Source organism: Heterorhizobium halophytocola (assembly GCF_017873095.1).
Classification (GTDB): Bacteria; Pseudomonadota; Alphaproteobacteria; order Rhizobiales; family Rhizobiaceae; genus Allorhizobium; species Allorhizobium halophytocola.
This window is the reverse complement of sequence record NZ_JAGGJU010000014.1, coordinates 138,031-155,515: the sequence shown is the minus strand read 5'-3', so window position 1 is coordinate 155,515 and position 17,485 is coordinate 138,031. Positions and strand designations below refer to the sequence as shown.

Below are 17,485 nucleotides of genomic sequence, written 5' to 3'. Positions count from 1 at the left end.
CATAAAGAGGGGGCGGTATCGATCGATACCGCCCCCTCTTTGCATTCCGGTCCTACGGTCCAGTGCGGCCGCTTGCGCCCGCGACCTCAGGCCTCGAAGACGATCAGCAGATCCTTGGCGTCGATCTGGTCCCCGGCCTTCACCAGCACCTCGGCAACCTTGCCTTCGCGGTCGGCATGCAGCGCCGTCTCCATCTTCATCGCCTCGATCGACAACAGAACATCACCGGTCTTGACCTCCTGCCCGACGCTTACGCCGACGGTGGAAATGACACCCGGCATCGGCGAGCCCAGATGGGCCGCGTTGACCGGGTCGGCCTTTCGGCGCACCGCAGCCGCAGATGCACCATGCGCACGATCCGGCACCTTGATGCGGCGGGCCTGGCCGTTGAGTTCGAAGAAGACCGAGATCATCCCCTTGTCATCGGGCTGGCTGGTGGCCTGGTTGACCACCACCAGCGTCTTGCCCTGCTCGATCTCGGCATACATCTCCTCGCCGTTGCGCAGACCGTAGAAATAGGCGTGAGTCGGCAGGACCGATACAGGGCCATAGGTTTCCAGGACTGTCGCGAAATCGGTGAAGACCTTCGGATACATCAGGTAGGAGGCGAACTCGAAGTCGCTGACCGGGCGCTCGAGCTTGGTCTCGATCGTCGATCGCTCGGCATCGAGATCGGCATCCGGCAGCAGCGAACCCGGACGAACCGTATAGGCCTCATCGCCCTTCAGCGCCTTCTTCTGCAGCCCTTCAGGCCAGCCGCCCGGAGGCTGGCCGAGATCGCCCTTCAGCATCGAAACGACGGAGTCCGGAAAGGCAATGTCCCGCTTGGGGTCCACGACATCGGCGACGGAAAGGTCCTGGGAAACCATCATCAGGGCCATGTCGCCGACGACCTTGGAAGACGGCGTCACCTTGACGATATCGCCGAACATCCGGTTGGCATCGGCATAGGCCTGCGCCACCTGATGCCAGCGGGTCTCCAGACCGAGCGAGCGGGCCTGTTCCTTGAGGTTGGTGAACTGGCCACCCGGCATTTCGTGCAGGTAGACTTCGGAAGCCGGGCCCTTGAGATCGCTTTCGAAGGCCGCATACTGACCGCGCACCGCCTCCCAGTAGAAGGAGATCTTGCGGATCCAGGCCGGGTCGAGCCCGGGATCCCGCTCGGTGCCGGACAGCGCCTCGACGATCGAACCCAGGCAGGGCTGCGAGGTATTGCCCGACAGCGCATCCATCGCGGCGTCCACGGCATCGACGCCGGACTCCACCGCCGCCAGGACGGTTGCGGCGGCAATGCCCGAGGTGTCGTGGGTATGGAAGTGGATCGGCAGGCTCGTTGCCTCCCGCAGAGCCTTAAACAGCACACGCGCGGCCTGCGGCTTCAAAAGCCCGGCCATATCCTTCAGCGCGATGATGTGGGCACCGGCCTTCTCCAGTTCGACCGCCAGATCGGTATAGTATTTGAGGTCGTATTTCGGACGGGCACTGTTGAGCAAATCCCCGGTGTAGCAGATCGCCGCTTCGCAGAGCTTGTTCTCTTCTTGCACGGCGTCCATCGACACGCGCATGTTGTCGACCCAGTTCAGGCAGTCGAAGACGCGGAACAGATCGATCCCGCCCTGGGCCGCCTGGCGGACGAAATACTTGACCACGTTATCGGGGTAGTTGGTGTAGCCGACGCCGTTGGCGCCGCGCAGCAGCATCTGCAGCAACAGGTTCGGCGCGGCTTCGCGGATCAGCCCCAGGCGTTCCCACGGGTCCTCGGTGAGGAAGCGCATGGACACGTCGAAGGTCGCGCCGCCCCAGCATTCGAGCGACAGCAGTTCCGGCAGGGCGCGGGCATAGGTGCCGGCGACCCGGGCGATGTCGAACGTACGCATGCGGGTCGCCAGCAGCGACTGATGCCCGTCGCGCATGGTCGTGTCGGTCATCAGAACGCGCTTTTCGTTGCGCATCCATTCGGCAAACCCCTTCGGGCCGAGTTCGTCCAGTTTCTGCTTTGTCCCGTCGCGGATCTCGCCGTTGATATAGGGCACGATCGGCTTCGCCGCCTTGTCGGACGGCTCGGGCCGCCCCTTGACTTCCGGGTGCCCGTTGACGGTGACATCCGCCAGATAGGTCAAGAGCTTGGTCGCGCGGTCCTGCCGCTTGACCTGCTGGAACAGCTCCGGCGTCGTGTCGATGAAGCGCGTCGTATAGGTGTTGTCGCGGAACATCGGGTGGCTGATGATCGCCTCGAGGAAGGTCAGGTTGGTGGCCACCCCGCGCACACGGAATTCGCGAAGGCCGCGGTCCATGCGGCTGATCGCCTCCTGCGGCGTGCTGCCGGACGCCGTGACCTTTACCAGCAGCGGATCGTAATAGCGCGTGATGATCGCGCCGGTATAGGCCGTGCCGCCATCGAGGCGGATGCCGAAGCCGGCAGCCGAGCGGTAGGCGGTAATACGACCATAGTCGGGAATGAAGTTCTGCTCGGGATCCTCCGTCGTGATCCGGCACTGCAATGCATGCCCGTTGAGGCGGATATCGGCCTGTTTCGGCACGCCGGATTCCGGCGTACCGATCTCGAAGCCGTCGAGAATATGGATTTGCGCCTTGACGATATCGATGCCGGTCACGACCTCCGTCACCGTGTGCTCGACCTGGATGCGCGGATTGACCTCGATGAAGTAGAATTTGCCGGTGTCGGCATCCATCAGATACTCGACCGTGCCGGCACCGACATAGTTGGTGGCCTTTGCGATCTTCAGCGAATAGGCGGCCAGTTCCTGTCGCTGCGCCTCGTTCAGATAGGGCGCCGGCGCGCGCTCGACGACCTTCTGGTTGCGGCGCTGGATGGAGCAGTCCCGTTCGAACAGATGCACCACATTGCCATGGGTGTCCCCGAGCACCTGGCTTTCGACATGACGGGCGCGCTCGACCAGCTTTTCGAGATAGACCTCGTCCTTGCCGAAAGCGGCCTTGGCCTCGCGCTTGCCTTCGATCACCTCGCGCATCAGGTCCTTGGGGTCGCGAATGGCGCGCATGCCGCGCCCACCGCCACCCCAGGAGGCCTTCAGCATCACGGGATAGCCGATCTCGGCTGCCAGCCGCTCAATCTCGGCCGGATCATCCGGCAGCGGCTCGGTGGCCGGTACCACAGGGACGCCGACGGAAATGGCGAGATTACGCGCTGCGACCTTGTTGCCGAGCTGGCGCATGGTGTCGGCCCTGGGGCCGATAAAAATAATGCCCGCTTCATCACAGGCATCGACAAATTCAGGACTTTCGGAGAGCAGGCCATAGCCTGGGTGGATCGCGTCCGCTCCGGACTCGCGGGCGACGCGGATTACCTCCTCGATCGACAGATAGCTTTCGATCGGGCCCATGTCCTTGGCAAGATGCGGTCCGCGTCCGACCTGATAACTTTCATCGGCCTTGAAGCGGTGGAGGGAAAGCTTGTCCTCTTCGGCCCAGATCGCGACGGTCTTCAGGCCGAGTTCATTGGCGGCTCGAAAAACGCGAATGGCAATTTCCGAGCGATTGGCGACGAGAATCTTCGAAATGGACAAATTGAACTCCTCCTGACCGGCAGTTTCATGCTGCACTTGCGAGATGAGTATTAGCCTTTCACGCGGCGAAGTTCAAATTCTTGTCACAACAAATTAACTCTATCGTATGCGCCGTTCGATCCCGGGAAATTCCTGACAGCCTTCAGTATACTCGGCCCTTCTCAGGTCACCAGGCCGTGCCTGAAGGCGAGTGCCACGGCATGCTGGCGGTTCTTGGCACTCAACTTGTCCTGGATGCCGTTCATGTACCAGTCGACGGTATGGTTGGAGATCTTCAGAACCTTGCTGATGTCGTTCGACGTCATGCCGTCGGCAAGGTAATTGAGCACTTCCATTTCCCGGCGGGTCATCTTGACGTCGATATTGGCGGCATCGAGTTCGGCACTACGCCCGCTCAGATCCATAAGCCGCCAGAAAAGACGCTTGGCAAGCGCATCGAACAGGCTCATCTCGACGACCGTGAGATCGACGATGCGGCCCCCGAGCGTCATATTGCCGAGCAGACCGTTGCGTCCATGCACCGGAAACATATAGCCGTCTTCCAGACCGTTTCGCAAAGCCTCGACCATCATCCGCTCCATGCGGGAGCGATGCGGATCTCCGCGGAAGCCCGCAAGCGCCTCGCGCCATCGGAAACCGCGCTGCGCATGCCCGAGATAGCGTATGGTCGGATCGATCAGCACATATTTCTTGGCGATATAGGTTTCCGGCCAGCGTTGCGGCCAGCGGCCGGCAAGCACCAGGCCCATGGGATTTTCGTTCGGCTTGGGTTGCCGAACGACCCCGTAGAAATCGAACCCGAAAGTGGCGATCAGGGCCTCGAAGGAGGCAACGAGTTCGGGCGCTGTCCGCGCTTCTGCGGCGACGCCTAAAAAGTCAACGATCCTGTCTATCCGTGCCGTCGTCCCCATCACCGCCTCATTCTTAAAGTTAGTTAAAATCCTGAATTAGCGTAGAAAACGAGCATACGAAGTTAAAGATGTCTTAACCCGTTCCGCTAAATCTTGCATTTGCAGGCCAACTTCGTTAGCGAGCATGATGAGTGACTTCCGCTGTTTCTATGCCCGCAACCGAACCGGACAGGCTTTCGATCGGCCAGCCAAGTGAAACACGGGCTTGCCATCGCGCGCAACCGCCTAGGTATAGCCGAATGCGATTGACCATGACCAGAGGGACCAAGTTGGATATCCACGAGGCTAGAATTCCGTGACCCTGCTGCAAGTCTACCTGAGGGCCCTGCGCTATCTGTCAGCCTATCGCACCCGCACCGGCATTGTCGTCGTTGCCAATATCATCCTCGCAGTGATCACGATTGCCGAACCGGTGCTGTTCGGGCGAATCATCGATGCGATCTCCGACAAGCAGCCGGTCGGAAATATCCTGCTGCTGTGGGCGGGGTTCGGCGTATTCAACACGATCGCCTTCGTGCTGGTTTCGCGAGAGGCCGATCGGCTCGCGCATGGACGGCGGGCGACGCTGCTGACCGAATCCTTCTCGCGCATCATCTCCATGCCGCTCTCCTGGCACCATATGCGCGGCACGTCGAATGCGCTGCATACGCTGCTGAGGGCCAGCGAGACGCTGTTCGGCCTCTGGCTCGAATTCATGCGCACGCATCTGGCAACCTTCGTCGCGCTCGGACTGCTGATCCCGACAGCGATTTCGATGGACCTGCGCCTCAGCGCCGTGCTGCTGGTGCTGGGTCTGTTCTATCTGGTCATCGGCCAGGTGGTGATGTCGAAGACCAAGGAGGGCCAGGCGTCGGTCGAAGGGCACTATCATACGGTGTTCTCGCATGTGAGCGACTCGATCAGCAATGTGTCGGTGCTGCACAGCTACAACCGCGTCGAGGCGGAAACCCGGGCCCTCAAGCGCTTTACCGAGCAGCTTCTCGCCGCACAGTATCCGGTGCTCGACTGGTGGGCCATCGCCAGCGGGCTCAACCGCATCGCCTCGACCCTGTCGATGCTGATCATCCTGGTCGTCGGCACCATGCTGGTCCAGGAGGGCGCGTTGAAGGTCGGTGACATCATCGCCTTTACAGGCTTTGCAGGCGTCCTGATCGCCCGTCTCGACCAGATGCGCAATTTCGCCAACCAGATCTTCGAAGCCCGGGCAAAACTCGAGGATTTCTATCAGCTGGAAGAAGCCGTCGAAGAGCGGGAAGAGCCGGCCGGTGCGCGCGACCTCGAAAATGTCCACGGAAACGTCGAGTTCAGCCATGTTTCGTTCGACTTTTCCAGCACCAACCAGGGTGTGCACGACGTCAGCTTCTCGGTAAAGGCCGGCCAGACCATCGCCATTGTCGGCCCGACGGGCGCCGGCAAGACCACCTTGATCAATCTTCTGCAGCGCGTTTACGAACCGCATGAGGGCAAGATCCTGATCGACGGCACGGACATTGCAGGCGTCACGCGCAAGTCGCTGCGCCACTCGATCGCGACCGTCTTCCAGGATGCCGGTCTGCTGGACCGCTCGATCAGCGAGAATATTCGCCTCGGCCGAGAGGATGCCTCGGACGAAGAAGTGATCGCCGCCGCGCGGGCCGCCGCAGCTGCCGAATTCATCGAAAGCCGCCTGAACGGCTACGGCACATCGGTCGGCGAACGCGGCAACCGCCTGTCGGGCGGCGAGCGTCAGCGCATCGCGATCGCGCGCGCCATCTTGAAGAATGCACCGATCCTCGTGCTCGACGAAGCAACAAGCGCGCTCGACGTGGAGACCGAAGAGCGCGTCAAGCATGCGATCGACCGGTTGCGCCAGGACCGCACCACCTTCATCATCGCCCACCGGCTGTCCACGATTCGCGAGGCCGACGTCGTGCTTTTCCTCGACGAGGGACGCGTGGTCGAGATGGGCGGCTACGAGGAGCTGGCAGCAATGGGCGGCAGGTTTGCCAGCCTTTTGAGAACAAGCGGCCTGCTGGACGACAGCGATGGCCCTGAACAGGATTAAAGAGGGGCGTAACATCGCTTCCGGAGGAGACTGCACATGCTGAAGGGTATCGACCGCCTGCTGACGCCGACCGTCCTGAAAGTACTTGCGGAAATGGGACATGGCGACGAGATCCTGATTGCCGACGCCAATTTCCCGTCCGCCTCGAACGCCCGCAGAACCGCCCTCGGCGAACCGATCTACCTGAATTGCGATGCCCTGCGTGCGGTGGAAGCCGTGCTTTCCCTGATGCCGCTCGACACCTTCGGCGACAGCCCCGTCGTGACGATGGCAGTGGTCAGCAAGCCGGACATGGTTCCACCGATCGTCCAGGAAGCCGCACCGATGTTCGCCGAGCAGGGCTTTACCTCGATCGCCATCGAACGCTTCGCGTTCTACGATCGCGCACGCACCGCCTATGCCATCGTCCAGACCGACGAAACCCGGCTCTACGGCAATTTCATCCTGCGCAAGGGCGTGATCTCCCCCGACGGCTGATCAGCGGAGTGACAGGCTTTCTGCCATCTCTCTCAACTGTCGCAACACATCCTGCGGATCGCTGAGTTCCGGAAGGTCGAGCCGCTCGGTGAACGGACAGGTGATCACCGCGAGGGCCTCGCCGTTCTGATCGATGATCGGTGTGGAGATATCCTTCAAGCCCCGCAACTGCTGGCTTTCGCCGATGCGATAGCCCTGGGCCCGGATGGTTTCGAGTTCCGCTTCGACCGCCTGCAGGCGCGCCGCCATCTCGCCACCGCGCCAGACTGCCAGTGTCTGCTGCCGGCGTTCCGGCTCCTGGAAGGCCAAGAGGGTCAGGCCTGAACTGGTGGTCAACGGGTCGAGCTCGGCACCGACGCGCACCTTGAACTCCCAGAGATCCGGCGGACTTGCCTGGGCCACCACGGTCGCCGTGCCATGTTCGGAAATCACCAGCTGACAGGACTGGTGGGTCCGGCGGGCGAAAGCGTCCATCAGGGGTGTCGCCTGCGAGACGATGCGGCGCACGGGCGTATGGCGATGGGCAAGCACGAACAGCTTCATCGTCAGTTCGTAACGGTCCCCTTCGGGCGAGCGGGCCACATAGCTGCGTGCCACAAGTCGCTCCAGCATGCGGTAGATTTCCGAGGGACTCCGGCCCATGGCCTTAACCAGCTCCGACCGGGTTAGGCCCTTCGGCGCATCGGCCAGAAGCTCCAGGATATCCAGCCCCTTGTCGAGCGCCGGCGCACGGTAGCGGTCGAGACCCTTGTCAGCCTGATCGTTCACTTTCCCTCCTTCCGACTTTCCGGCCCCCTCAACTGATCGCCAGATCGCCCTCCTGTCTATCAGGCATGTCGATCGGGCAGGCCCGTTCGGAATTTCTGCAATTAGCCCAGATTGTCGCTTGTCACGTCAATTCATTTTTGAATATGCTGTTCACATGTAAACAGATCGCATTTCGGTGCGGGATGCATGGGAGGAGTAACTATGCGTCTGGGAGGAAAGAGGGTCGTCGTCACGGCGGCCGGACAAGGCATCGGTCGTGCAAGCGCGCTTGCCTGCGCGCGCGAAGGCGCAACCGTGATCGCGACCGATATCAATGCCGAAGCCTTGGCATCGCTGCCGCAAGAATCGGGCGACAGGATCGAAACACGGATCCTGGATGTCACCGACGCCGATGCGATCACCGCGTTCGCCGGCGAGATCGGTGCCATCGACGGCCTGTTCAATTGCGCCGGCTTCGTTCATGGCGGCACCATACTTGATTGCTCCGACAAGGACTGGGATTTCAGTTTCGACCTGAACGTCAAGGCGATGTTCCGGATGAACAAGGCCTTCCTTCCCGCCATGCTGGAGAGGGCCGCCGACAAGGGTTCGGTCTCGATCCTCAACATGGCCAGCATGGCATCCTCGATCAAGGGCTTCCCCAACCGCATGGCCTATGGCGCGACCAAGGCGGCGGTGATCGGCCTGACAAAGTCTATCGCAGCCGATTTCGTCAAACAGGGCGTGCGCTGCAATGCACTTTGTCCCGGAACCGTCGACACGCCCTCGCTCCGGGGCCGGATCGATTCCTCCCCCGATCCCGTGCAGGCGGAGAAGGATTTCATCGCCCGCCAGCCGATGGGACGGCTGGCAACCGTCGACGACATCACACCTCTCGTCGTCTATCTCCTTTCCGATGAATCGCGCTTCGTCAGCGGCCAGGCCGTCCTGGTCGATGGCGGCGTCACCATCTGAGGCGATGCGGATGAGCCAGATCGACGCCCACTGTCATTTCTGGTCTCTGCAACGCGGGGATTACGGATGGCTGCGCGCCGACGATCCGGGGCTCGCGCCCATCTGTCGCGATTTCGGCCCCGAAGATATCGCAACGTCCCTGGCCGATGCCGGCCGTGAGCGGCTTGTCGTCGTCCAGGCAGCCCCAACCGATGCGGAAACCGCCTTTCTCCTGTCATTGGCAGACGGCCACCCCGAGATCGCCGGCGTTGTCGGCTGGACCGATCTCTCCGCGCCGGACGCTGCAACACGGATCACCACGCTCGCTCGCGCGCGCAAGCTCAAGGGGCTGCGCCCGATGCTGCAGGATCTCGGGCAGGACGACTGGATCCTCACCGCGCCGCAGCCGAACGCCATCTCCGCGATGGTCGAACATGGCCTTCGCCTCGACGCGCTTGTGCTGCCGCGGCATCTCGATCCGCTCGCCCGTTTCGTCGAGCGTCATCCGGATCTCCAAGTGATCATAGACCATGCCGCCAAGCCGCCACTGTCGGCCGGTGGGAACGATCATCGGCATGATCTCTGGCGCTCCGGGATGCAGCGGCTGGCCGCCTTCCCGCACGTTCACTGCAAACTCTCCGGCCTATTGACCGAAATGGACCCGGCCCAATGTCGTGAGATCAACACCGCGCTTGCCGTCCTGCAGCCTCTGTTTGACGATCTCCTCCGCTGGTTCGGTCCGACCCGGCTGGTCTGGGGTTCCGACTGGCCGGTCCTGAGGCTCGCTGCCTCTTATGACTTCTGGGCGGACCTGACCGACCGGCTGCTCGGCGATCTGGACGCTACCGATCGCCGCGCTATTCTCGGCGGCAATGCCGAGCGCTTCTACGACCTGAAGGGAGCCGCGACATGACCGAACTTGTGCGCATGACCGGCATCGAGAAACGCTTTCCCGGCGTCCACGCCCTGAAGCAGGCGCAGTTCGACCTGAAGCGCGGCGAAGTGCACGCGCTGATGGGCGAGAACGGCGCCGGCAAATCCACCCTGATGAAGATCCTCTCCGGCATCTACCGCCCGGATGACGGCACGGTCGAGATCGACGGCCAGCCGATCGAGCTGTCCGGCCCGAAGGCCGCGCAGGCACACGGCATCGGCATCATTCACCAGGAGCTCTCCCTGATGAATGACCTGACCGTGGGGCAGAACATCCTGATCGGCAAAGAGCCACGCCGATCCTTCGGCAGGCTGGACGAGCGTGAGCTGAACCGTCAGGCCGGCGAACTGCTGGGCTCGATGCACATGAAGCTCGATCCGAAGACGATCGTGGCCGAGCTGACGATCGCCCGCCAGCAGATGATCGAGATCGCCAAGGCGCTCTCCAACCGCTCGCGCATCCTGATCATGGACGAGCCGACGGCGGCCCTGACCGATGCCGAGGTCTCGGAACTCTTCGCCATTATCGGCCGGCTGAAGTCGGAAGGCGTCGGCATCATCTACATCTCCCACAAGATGGACGAGTTGAAGCGGATTGCCGACCGCGTCACCGTCATGCGTGACGGAGAATATGTCGTGACCGTCGAAGCGGCCGATACGCCCGTGTCGACGATCATCTCGATGATGGTCGGCCGGGCGCTGAAGGAGGAGACAGTCACGATCCCGGATCTCGACACGGCCGAGACTGCTCTGTCCGTGCGCGGCCTCAATCGCGGCCGCGTCATCCGCGATGTATCGTTCGAGGTCCGCCACGGCGAAATCCTGGGCTTTGCCGGCCTGATGGGCGCCGGCCGGACCGAGGTCGCGCGCGCGATTTTCGGCGCCGATCCGAAGGACAGCGGCGAGGTCTTCGTCCATGGCAAGCCGGTATCCATCGGTACGCCGAAGGATGCGGTACGCGCCGGCATCGGTTATCTCTCGGAAGACCGCAAGCATTTCGGCCTGGCACTCGGCATGGATGTGCGCGCCAATATCGCGATGGCGAGTCTCGGGCAATTTACCGACATGGCCGGTCGTCTCGATGAGAAGGCCATGCAGGCGACGGCGAACGACTATATCGAGCGCCTCGCCATCCGCACACCTGATGATCGCCAGGAGGTCCAGCTGTTGTCGGGCGGCAACCAGCAAAAGGTGGTCATCGCCAAATGGCTGCTGCGGGACTGCGACATCCTGATCTTCGACGAACCGACCCGCGGCATCGACGTCGGCGCCAAGGGCGAGATCTACCGGCTGCTTGCAGCCCTTGCCGCAGACGGCAAGGCGATCATCGTGATCAGTTCGGAACTGCCGGAAATCCTGCGCGTGTCGCACCGCATTGCGGTGATGTGCGAGGGCCGGCTGACAGGCATTCTGCCGGGGGGAGCCGGCACCACCCAGGAGGAGATCATGCATCTCGCCACCTTGCGGGACGCCATGACGGAGGAACACGCATGACCGCCACCCCCGCAAACGGCACGTCCTCTGCCGCCGCATGGCTGAAGGCGAGCCAGGCCCATCAAAAGCTGCTCGCCTTCGCCAGCCTCGTCGTGCTGATAATCGTCTTCAGCCTCGCCTCGCCCAATTTCATGCAGATGTCGAACATGATCGCCATCCTGCAGGCGACCAGCGTCAATGGCGTGCTGGCGATCGCAGCGACACTCGTCATCATCACCGGCGGCATCGATCTGTCCGTCGGCACACTGATGACCTTCTGTGCGGTCATGGCCGGTGTGGTCCTCACCTATCTGGGCATGCCCCTGCCACTCGGCATTGCCGCCGCCCTTCTGACCGGTGCGCTGTCCGGCACGATCTCCGGCACGCTGATCGCCAAGATGAAGATCCCGCCCTTCATCGCCACGCTCGGCATGATGCTGATCCTGAAAGGCCTGTCGCTGGTCATATCCGGCACCAAGCCGATCTATTTCAACGACACGCCGTCTTTCCCGGTGATTTCGACCGGCTCGCTGATCGGCTCCGTCTTCCCCTCGCTGCCGATCCCGAACGGCGTGCTCATCCTGTTTCTGGTCGCAGCCGCCGCCGCCTATATCCTGGGACGCACCGTGCTTGGCCGCTACTGCTTCGCGCTCGGCTCCAACGAGGAGGCGGTGCGCCTGTCTGGCGTCAACACCGACGCCTGGAAGATCGGCATCTACGCATTGGCCGGGGCGATCTGCGGCATTGCCGGCCTGCTGATCGCCTCCAGGCTCAACTCGGCGCAACCGGCACTTGGCCAGGGCTATGAACTCGACGCTATCGCAGCCGTCGTCATTGGTGGCACCTCGCTGTCGGGCGGACGCGGCACGGTTCTCGGCACCATCATCGGGGCGCTGATCATGTCGGTGCTGCTGAACGGACTGCGCATCCTGTCGGTCGCGCAGGAATGGCAGACGGTGCTGACCGGCTCGATCATCATCATCGCCGTCTATGCCGACATGATGCGGCGACGCAGGGCCTGAGGAGGCTGCAAGGCTTGGCCGGACGCTGCCAAAAGAGGCGCCCGGCCCGGGAGGAACAGTCAACGTGAACACCAAGGAGGAGACCATGTTCACCAGACGGACACTGATCGGCGCGGCGAGTGCACTTGCACTTCTGTCGGCCACGGGCATCGCACAGGCCCAGGACAAGATGTATATTCCGCTGATCTCGAAGGGCTTCCAGCACCAGTTCTGGCAGGCCGTCAAGGCGGGCGCCGACAAGGCCGCCAAGGAATTCGATGTCGAGGTGACTTTCGAGGGTCCCGACAACGAGACCATGGTCGACAAGCAGATCGACATGCTGTCGGCAGCTCTTGCCAAGAAGCCGGCCGCGATCGGCTTTGCCGCTCTCGACAGCCAGGCGGCAATCCCGCTGCTGCGCAAGGCGCAGGAACAGAATATTCCGATCATCGCCTTCGACTCCGGCGTTGACAGCGACATTCCGATGGCGACTGCCGCGACCGACAACATCGCTGCCGCAGCCCTTGCCGCCGACAAGATGGCTGATCTGATCGGCGACGAGGGCAAGGTAGCCCTCGTCGTGCACGACCAGACCTCCCGCACCGGCATTGATCGCCGCGACGGTTTCGTCAACCGGATCAAGGAAGCCCATCCCAAGATCGAGATCGTCTCGATCCAGTATGGTGCCGGCGACCAGTTGCAGTCGACGGAAATCACCAAGTCGATCCTGCAGGCCAACCCCGACCTGAAAGGCATTTTCGGGTCCAATGAGGGCTCTGCCATCGGCGTCGTCAATGGCGTCAAGGAAAGCGGCCGCAAGGACGTCGTGATCATCGGATACGATTCCGGCGCTGCCCAGAAGCAGGCGATCAAGGATGGCCTGATGGCGGGCGCCATCACCCAGAACCCGGTCGGCATCGGCTACGAGACGGTCAAGGCCGCCATCGCCGCGGCCAAGGGCGAGACGGTGGAAAAGAACATCGACACGGGCTTCTACTACTACGACAAGTCCAATATCGATGATCCCAAGATCGCAGCCGTCCTGTACGACTGAGACCTGATCAACCTGTCCCGGGGCGCCGAACGTCCCGGGACGCAAGACAGAGAGAGACCCGATGAAACTGCTTCGCTATGGCCCGAAGGGCCAGGAAAAACCCGGTCTGCTCGACAGTGACGGAAATGTCCGCGATCTGTCGACGGTGGTTGCCGACATCGCCGGCGACGTGCTGGAACCCGAGGGCATTGCGCGCCTGCAGGAGATCGACCTGTCCTCCCTGCCGGCCGTGCACGGCACACCGCAGGCCGACCTGCGCCTCGGTCCCTGTGTGGGGCGCGTCGGCAAGTTCATCTGCATCGGCCTCAACTATGCCGACCATGCCGCCGAGAGCAACCTGCCGGTGCCGTCGGAACCCGTGATCTTCAACAAGTGGACGTCCGCCATTGTCGGCCCCGACGATGACGTGGAGATCCCGCGCGGCTCGACCAAGACCGACTGGGAAGTCGAACTCGGCGTCGTCATCGGCAAGGGCGGCAAATATATCGAGGAAGCCGAGGCGCTCTCGCACGTGGCCGGCTACTGCGTCATCAACGACGTGTCCGAGCGCGAATACCAGATCGAGCGCGGCGGCACCTGGGACAAGGGCAAGGGCTGCGATACCTTCGGCCCGATCGGCCCCTGGCTGGTCACGCCCGACGAGATCGCCGACGTCGGCAATCTGAAGATGTGGCTCGACGTCGATGGCGAGAAGCGCCAGAACGGCTCGACCGCCACCATGGTCTTCAACGTCGCGCACATTATCTCCTATGTCAGCCGCTTCATGTCACTGCAGCCGGGCGACGTGATCTCGACCGGCACGCCGCCCGGCGTCGGCATGGGCTTCAAGCCGCCGATCTACCTGAAGGGCGGCGAGACGATGACACTCGGGATCGAAGGCCTCGGCAGCCAGACCCAGAAGGTCGTGAAGACCTGACGCGGTGCGCGGCAGATGGCGGCAAACGCCGTCTGCCGGCCCTCTCGACTCAAGGAGCGGACATGGATCTCGGACTGACGGACAAGGTGATCATCGTGACGGGCGGCGGGGCAGGCATTGGCGCTGCGATCTCGCAGACGCTGGCCGACGAAGGCGCCGTCCCTGTGATCCTTGCCCGTCACCAACCGGATGCCGCCTTTCTCGACCGGTTGACGGCGGCCAGCCCCAAGGCCTGCTGGCTTGAGGTCGAACTGTCCGACGACGACGCTTGCGCCGCAGCCGTCGCCAAGACGCTTGAGCGCTTCGGCCGGATCGACGGCCTCGTCAACAATGCCGGCATCAATGACAGCATCGGGCTCGAAGCGGGACCGAAGGAGTTTCGTGCCTCGCTGGAACGCAACCTGATCCATTATTACACGCTCGCGCATCTGAGCCTGCCGCATCTGAAGAAGAGCCGGGGCGCGATCGTCAATATCTCGTCGAAGACGGCTCTTACCGGGCAAGGCAACACATCTGCCTATGTCGCCGCCAAGGGCGCGCAACTGGCGCTGACCCGGGAATGGGCCGCAGCACTTGCCGCGGACGGCATCCGGGTCAACGCGGTCATTCCGGCCGAGGTGCTGACTCCGCTCTATGAGAACTGGCTGAAGACGTTCGACGATCCCAGCGCCAAGATCGACGAGATTGTCCGGCGCATCCCGCTCGGACGCCGCATGACGCAGGCAGACGAGATTGCCGCCACCGTCGTCTTCGCGCTGTCCGACAGGGCCGGCCATACGACGGGCCAGTGGCTCTTCGTCGATGGCGGCTACACCCATCTCGACCGCGCCCTTTGATCGATAATTCAACCGCGCCGGCAACGGCGCCGACCGAGATCCAGACCATGACCCAGAACAGCATCCGCCTTCATCCGACCGACAATATCGAGATTGCGCTTCGCGACCTGAACGCCGGCGATCAGCTGACCGACAGCGGCGTGGTCCTGAGCGAAGCCGTCCCGCGCGGCCACAAGATCACCACGACGCAGATCGCCAGCGGCGAAAACGTCATGCGCTATGGCCAGATCATCGGCCAGGCGAAGACCGACATCCCGCCGGGCGCCCATGTCCATGTACAGAATCTCGGCATGGGCGAGCACACCCAGGACTATGCGTTTGCCAGCCGCAATGCGCCGCTGCCCGAGGTCACGGAGAAGCGCACCTTCATGGGCTATCACCGTGCCGACGGAAAGGTCGGAACGCGCAACTATATCGGCATCCTGACCTCGGTGAACTGTTCCGGCTCGGTCGCCCGCTTCATCGCGGAAGCCGCCGAAAAGTCGGGCATGCTGGACGCCTTCCCGAACGTAGACGGCATCGTGCCGATCGTGCATTCGACCGGCTGCGGCATGTCCGGCAAGGACGAGGGCTATGCGACTTTGTTCCGCACGCTGTCAGGCTACGCCCAGAACCCGAATTTCGGCGGCATCCTGCTGGTCGGCCTCGGCTGCGAGGTCATGCAGATACCCGATCTGGTCGGTGGTCGGCGGATCCGCAAGGACGGCGTGTTGCGCTACATGACGATCCAGCACGAGGGCGGCACGCGCAAGACCATCGAGAAGGGCCTGGAGGAACTGCGTGGCGTCGCCGAGATCGCCAATCGCGTGACGCGCATGCCCGCGCCGGTTTCCGAGATCACCATCGGCATGCAGTGCGGCGGCTCCGACGGCTATTCCGGCATCACCGCCAATCCGGCGCTCGGCTATGCCTCGGACCTTCTGGTTCGCCACGGCGGCACGACCATCCTGTCGGAAACCTCGGAGATCTACGGCGCCGAACATCTGCTGACCAGCCGTGCCGAAACCGTCGAGATCGGCGAAAAGCTGATCGAGCGCATCCATTGGTGGGAAGAGTATACCGCCCGCAATGGCGGCGAGATGGACAACAACCCCTCGCCCGGCAACAAGCGCGGCGGCCTGACGACGATTCTGGAGAAATCACTGGGCGCCGTCGCCAAGGGCGGCACCGCGCCGCTGCGCGGCGTTTACAAGTTCGGCGAGAAAATCGACCGCCACGGCTTCGTCTTCATGGACAGCCCCGGCTTCGATCCCTGTTCGGTGACCGGCCAGGTTGCGTCGGGCGCCAATCTGATCGTCTTCACCACCGGTCGTGGCTCGGTGTCCGGCTACAAGCCGACACCCTGCATCAAGCTTGCGACGAACTCGGAAATGTATGCCCGCATGCGCGACGACATGGATCTCAACTGCGGCGACATCGTCACTGAGGGTGTCAGCATCGAGGAAAAGGGCCGCGAGCTCTTCGAACTGATCATCTGTACCGCCTCGGGCGAGCAGACCAAGAGCGAGGAACTTGGCTTCGGCGGTGCGGAATTCGTACCCTGGCAGATCGGCGCCGTCATGTAATGGGCAGCTCTCCCGCCGCGCCCAAGCTGCGGCGCTCGTATTCCTCGAGTAGCAGGTGTTTCATCCGGTTGGAGAGCGGCGACAGGCGCTTTCCCTTGATCTCGATCAGGTGATAGGGCTCCACCCGGATCGGCAGGGCGATCTTCAGCGTCGTCAGGCCCGCCACCCGGGCATCCTGGCAAAGCAGCTCCGACACTTCGCGCGACATCGGCGCCACGGCATTGGATGAGGCCAGCATGGCGATCATCACCAGCAGCGACGTGGTGTTGACGATATTGGGCGGGATTGGCGCCGATTGCGATATGAACGCCGCTTCCACCGCGCGCCGCACCGGTGCCCCTGCCGCCTGCATCACCCAGGGAAAATGCACGAGATCGGTGATCGGCAACAGCTCGGCATTCGCCAGCGGATGGGAGCGGTGGACAAGCAGGTCGACATCCTCGGCAAAGGCACCTGTCAGGGCGAACTGCCGCGCGTCCGTGCCCCAGGGCACGCGTCCCAGCACGAAATCGTGGTGGCCGGAAAGCAGGTCGGCAATCAGCGCGTCGCTCGGCGCAACGTCCACATGGAAATCGGCATCTTCGGCTTCTTCCTTGAGGACCCGCATGGCCGGCACGACATAGCCGACGGCGCCACCGGTCACGGCCCCGAGCCGGATGACGCCGGTATGTCCCTTCTTGATCGCCTCGACCTCACGGGCGGTCTCGCGGATCTCCTCGAGCACGGTGTGGGCCCGGCGGGCGAGCACGCTGCCGACGGGCGTGGGCTCCATGCCTTTCGGGGTCCGGATGAAGACCGGAGAACCGACCATGCGCTCGATCTCCGCCAGCATGCGAGATGCGGCCGGTTGCGTGATGGCCAGCGCATTGGCCGCCAGACTGATCTGCCCCTTGTCGGCGATGCTGCGTATGAGACCCAGATGGCGGGGCAAAAGGCGGTGAATTAGGGAATCGGACATCCGTTACATATCAATGATGGTATGCCGATTGTCAAAATAATCATTTGATCGGTATACACGCGTCGCTA

General features: G+C 62.8%; 14 protein-coding genes. 10 read left to right on the top strand and 4 right to left on the bottom strand.

Features of this window, described 5'->3' with window-relative positions; translation table 11 throughout:
• Positions 1–86 precede the first annotated feature (86 nt).
• Both pyc and J2Z17_RS22310 read right to left on the bottom strand, forming a co-directional pair.
• On the bottom strand, positions 87–3,548 hold the full coding sequence (gene pyc / locus J2Z17_RS22315; RefSeq protein ID WP_209948463.1) for a pyruvate carboxylase: 3,462 nt from the start codon (positions 3,546–3,548) through the stop codon (positions 87–89).
• 161 nt (positions 3,549–3,709) lie between these two features.
• A complete protein-coding gene (locus J2Z17_RS22310; RefSeq protein ID WP_209948461.1) occupies positions 3,710–4,459 on the bottom strand; it encodes a LuxR family transcriptional regulator in 750 nt (249 codons plus the stop codon).
• A gap of 295 nt (positions 4,460–4,754) precedes the next feature.
• Here J2Z17_RS22310 and J2Z17_RS22305 point away from each other — a divergent pair, with 295 nt between their 5' ends.
• Both J2Z17_RS22305 and J2Z17_RS22300 read left to right on the top strand, forming a co-directional pair.
• The gene (locus J2Z17_RS22305; RefSeq protein ID WP_209948459.1) at positions 4,755–6,503 is read left to right on the top strand and encodes a glucan ABC transporter ATP-binding protein/ permease; all 1,749 of its coding nucleotides are present in this window, start codon (positions 4,755–4,757) and stop codon (positions 6,501–6,503) included.
• A 36-nt stretch (positions 6,504–6,539) separates the two neighbouring features.
• On the top strand, positions 6,540–6,980 hold the full coding sequence (locus J2Z17_RS22300) for an RbsD/FucU family protein (protein WP_209948457.1): 441 nt from the start codon (positions 6,540–6,542) through the stop codon (positions 6,978–6,980).
• On the opposite strand, the gene J2Z17_RS22295 is transcribed toward J2Z17_RS22300, so the two are convergent.
• Positions 6,981–7,748: an IclR family transcriptional regulator gene (locus J2Z17_RS22295; protein ID WP_209948455.1), complete on the bottom strand. Its 768-nt coding sequence runs from the start codon at positions 7,746–7,748 to the stop codon at positions 6,981–6,983. It lies immediately after the preceding gene.
• Positions 7,749–7,949: 201 nt separating this feature from the next.
• On the opposite strand from J2Z17_RS22295, the gene J2Z17_RS22290 reads away from it, so the two are divergent.
• From J2Z17_RS22290 to J2Z17_RS22255, 8 genes are all read left to right on the top strand, one after another.
• The gene (locus J2Z17_RS22290) at positions 7,950–8,702 is read left to right on the top strand and encodes an SDR family oxidoreductase (protein WP_209948453.1); all 753 of its coding nucleotides are present in this window, start codon (positions 7,950–7,952) and stop codon (positions 8,700–8,702) included.
• Positions 8,703–8,712: 10 nt separating this feature from the next.
• Positions 8,713–9,594, top strand: coding sequence for an amidohydrolase family protein (locus J2Z17_RS22285; protein WP_209948451.1), 882 nt, complete (start codon positions 8,713–8,715; stop codon positions 9,592–9,594).
• Complete coding sequence (locus tag J2Z17_RS22280; protein WP_209948449.1) at positions 9,591–11,108, top strand: sugar ABC transporter ATP-binding protein; 1,518 nt, start codon at positions 9,591–9,593, stop codon at positions 11,106–11,108. The genes J2Z17_RS22285 and J2Z17_RS22280 overlap by 4 nt, the downstream gene beginning before the upstream one ends.
• Positions 11,105–12,109 carry an ABC transporter permease gene (locus J2Z17_RS22275; protein ID WP_209948447.1) on the top strand — a complete coding sequence of 335 codons (1,005 nt, stop codon included), beginning with the start codon at positions 11,105–11,107 and terminating at the stop codon, positions 12,107–12,109. Before J2Z17_RS22280 ends, J2Z17_RS22275 begins: the two co-directional genes overlap by 4 nt.
• Positions 12,110–12,194: 85 nt before the next feature.
• Positions 12,195–13,142 carry an ABC transporter substrate-binding protein gene (locus J2Z17_RS22270; protein WP_209948531.1) on the top strand — a complete coding sequence of 316 codons (948 nt, stop codon included), beginning with the start codon at positions 12,195–12,197 and terminating at the stop codon, positions 13,140–13,142.
• 61 nt (positions 13,143–13,203) lie between these two features.
• Entirely contained in the window at positions 13,204–14,058 is an 855-nt protein-coding gene (locus tag J2Z17_RS22265) for a fumarylacetoacetate hydrolase family protein (protein WP_209948445.1), read from the top strand.
• 62 nt (positions 14,059–14,120) lie between these two features.
• Positions 14,121–14,894 (top strand): L-fucose dehydrogenase, encoded by a 774-nt coding sequence (locus tag J2Z17_RS22260; protein ID WP_209948442.1) that lies wholly within the window; start codon positions 14,121–14,123, stop codon positions 14,892–14,894.
• Between the two features lie 47 nt (positions 14,895–14,941).
• On the top strand, positions 14,942–16,459 hold the full coding sequence (locus J2Z17_RS22255) for a UxaA family hydrolase (RefSeq protein WP_209948439.1): 1,518 nt from the start codon (positions 14,942–14,944) through the stop codon (positions 16,457–16,459).
• Here J2Z17_RS22255 and J2Z17_RS22250 read toward each other — a convergent pair.
• The gene (locus tag J2Z17_RS22250) at positions 16,452–17,417 is read right to left on the bottom strand and encodes a LysR family transcriptional regulator (RefSeq protein ID WP_209948437.1); all 966 of its coding nucleotides are present in this window, start codon (positions 17,415–17,417) and stop codon (positions 16,452–16,454) included. The genes J2Z17_RS22255 and J2Z17_RS22250 overlap by 8 nt on opposite strands.
• Between the last annotated feature and the right edge of the window lie 68 nt (positions 17,418–17,485).

Coding starts and splice junctions, on each gene's coding strand:
- J2Z17_RS22310 (WP_209948461.1), bottom strand. CDS start 4,459: ATGGGGACGACGGCACGGATAGACAGGATCGTTGACTTTTTAGGCGTC.
- J2Z17_RS22300 (WP_209948457.1), top strand. CDS start 6,540: ATGCTGAAGGGTATCGACCGCCTGCTGACGCCGACCGTCCTGAAAGTA.
- J2Z17_RS22290 (WP_209948453.1), top strand. CDS start 7,950: ATGCGTCTGGGAGGAAAGAGGGTCGTCGTCACGGCGGCCGGACAAGGC.
- J2Z17_RS22285 (WP_209948451.1), top strand. CDS start 8,713: ATGAGCCAGATCGACGCCCACTGTCATTTCTGGTCTCTGCAACGCGGG.
- J2Z17_RS22280 (WP_209948449.1), top strand. CDS start 9,591: ATGACCGAACTTGTGCGCATGACCGGCATCGAGAAACGCTTTCCCGGC.
- J2Z17_RS22275 (WP_209948447.1), top strand. CDS start 11,105: ATGACCGCCACCCCCGCAAACGGCACGTCCTCTGCCGCCGCATGGCTG.
- J2Z17_RS22270 (WP_209948531.1), top strand. CDS start 12,195: ATGTTCACCAGACGGACACTGATCGGCGCGGCGAGTGCACTTGCACTT.
- J2Z17_RS22265 (WP_209948445.1), top strand. CDS start 13,204: ATGAAACTGCTTCGCTATGGCCCGAAGGGCCAGGAAAAACCCGGTCTG.
- J2Z17_RS22260 (WP_209948442.1), top strand. CDS start 14,121: ATGGATCTCGGACTGACGGACAAGGTGATCATCGTGACGGGCGGCGGG.
- J2Z17_RS22255 (WP_209948439.1), top strand. CDS start 14,942: ATGACCCAGAACAGCATCCGCCTTCATCCGACCGACAATATCGAGATT.
- J2Z17_RS22250 (WP_209948437.1), bottom strand. CDS start 17,417: ATGTCCGATTCCCTAATTCACCGCCTTTTGCCCCGCCATCTGGGTCTC.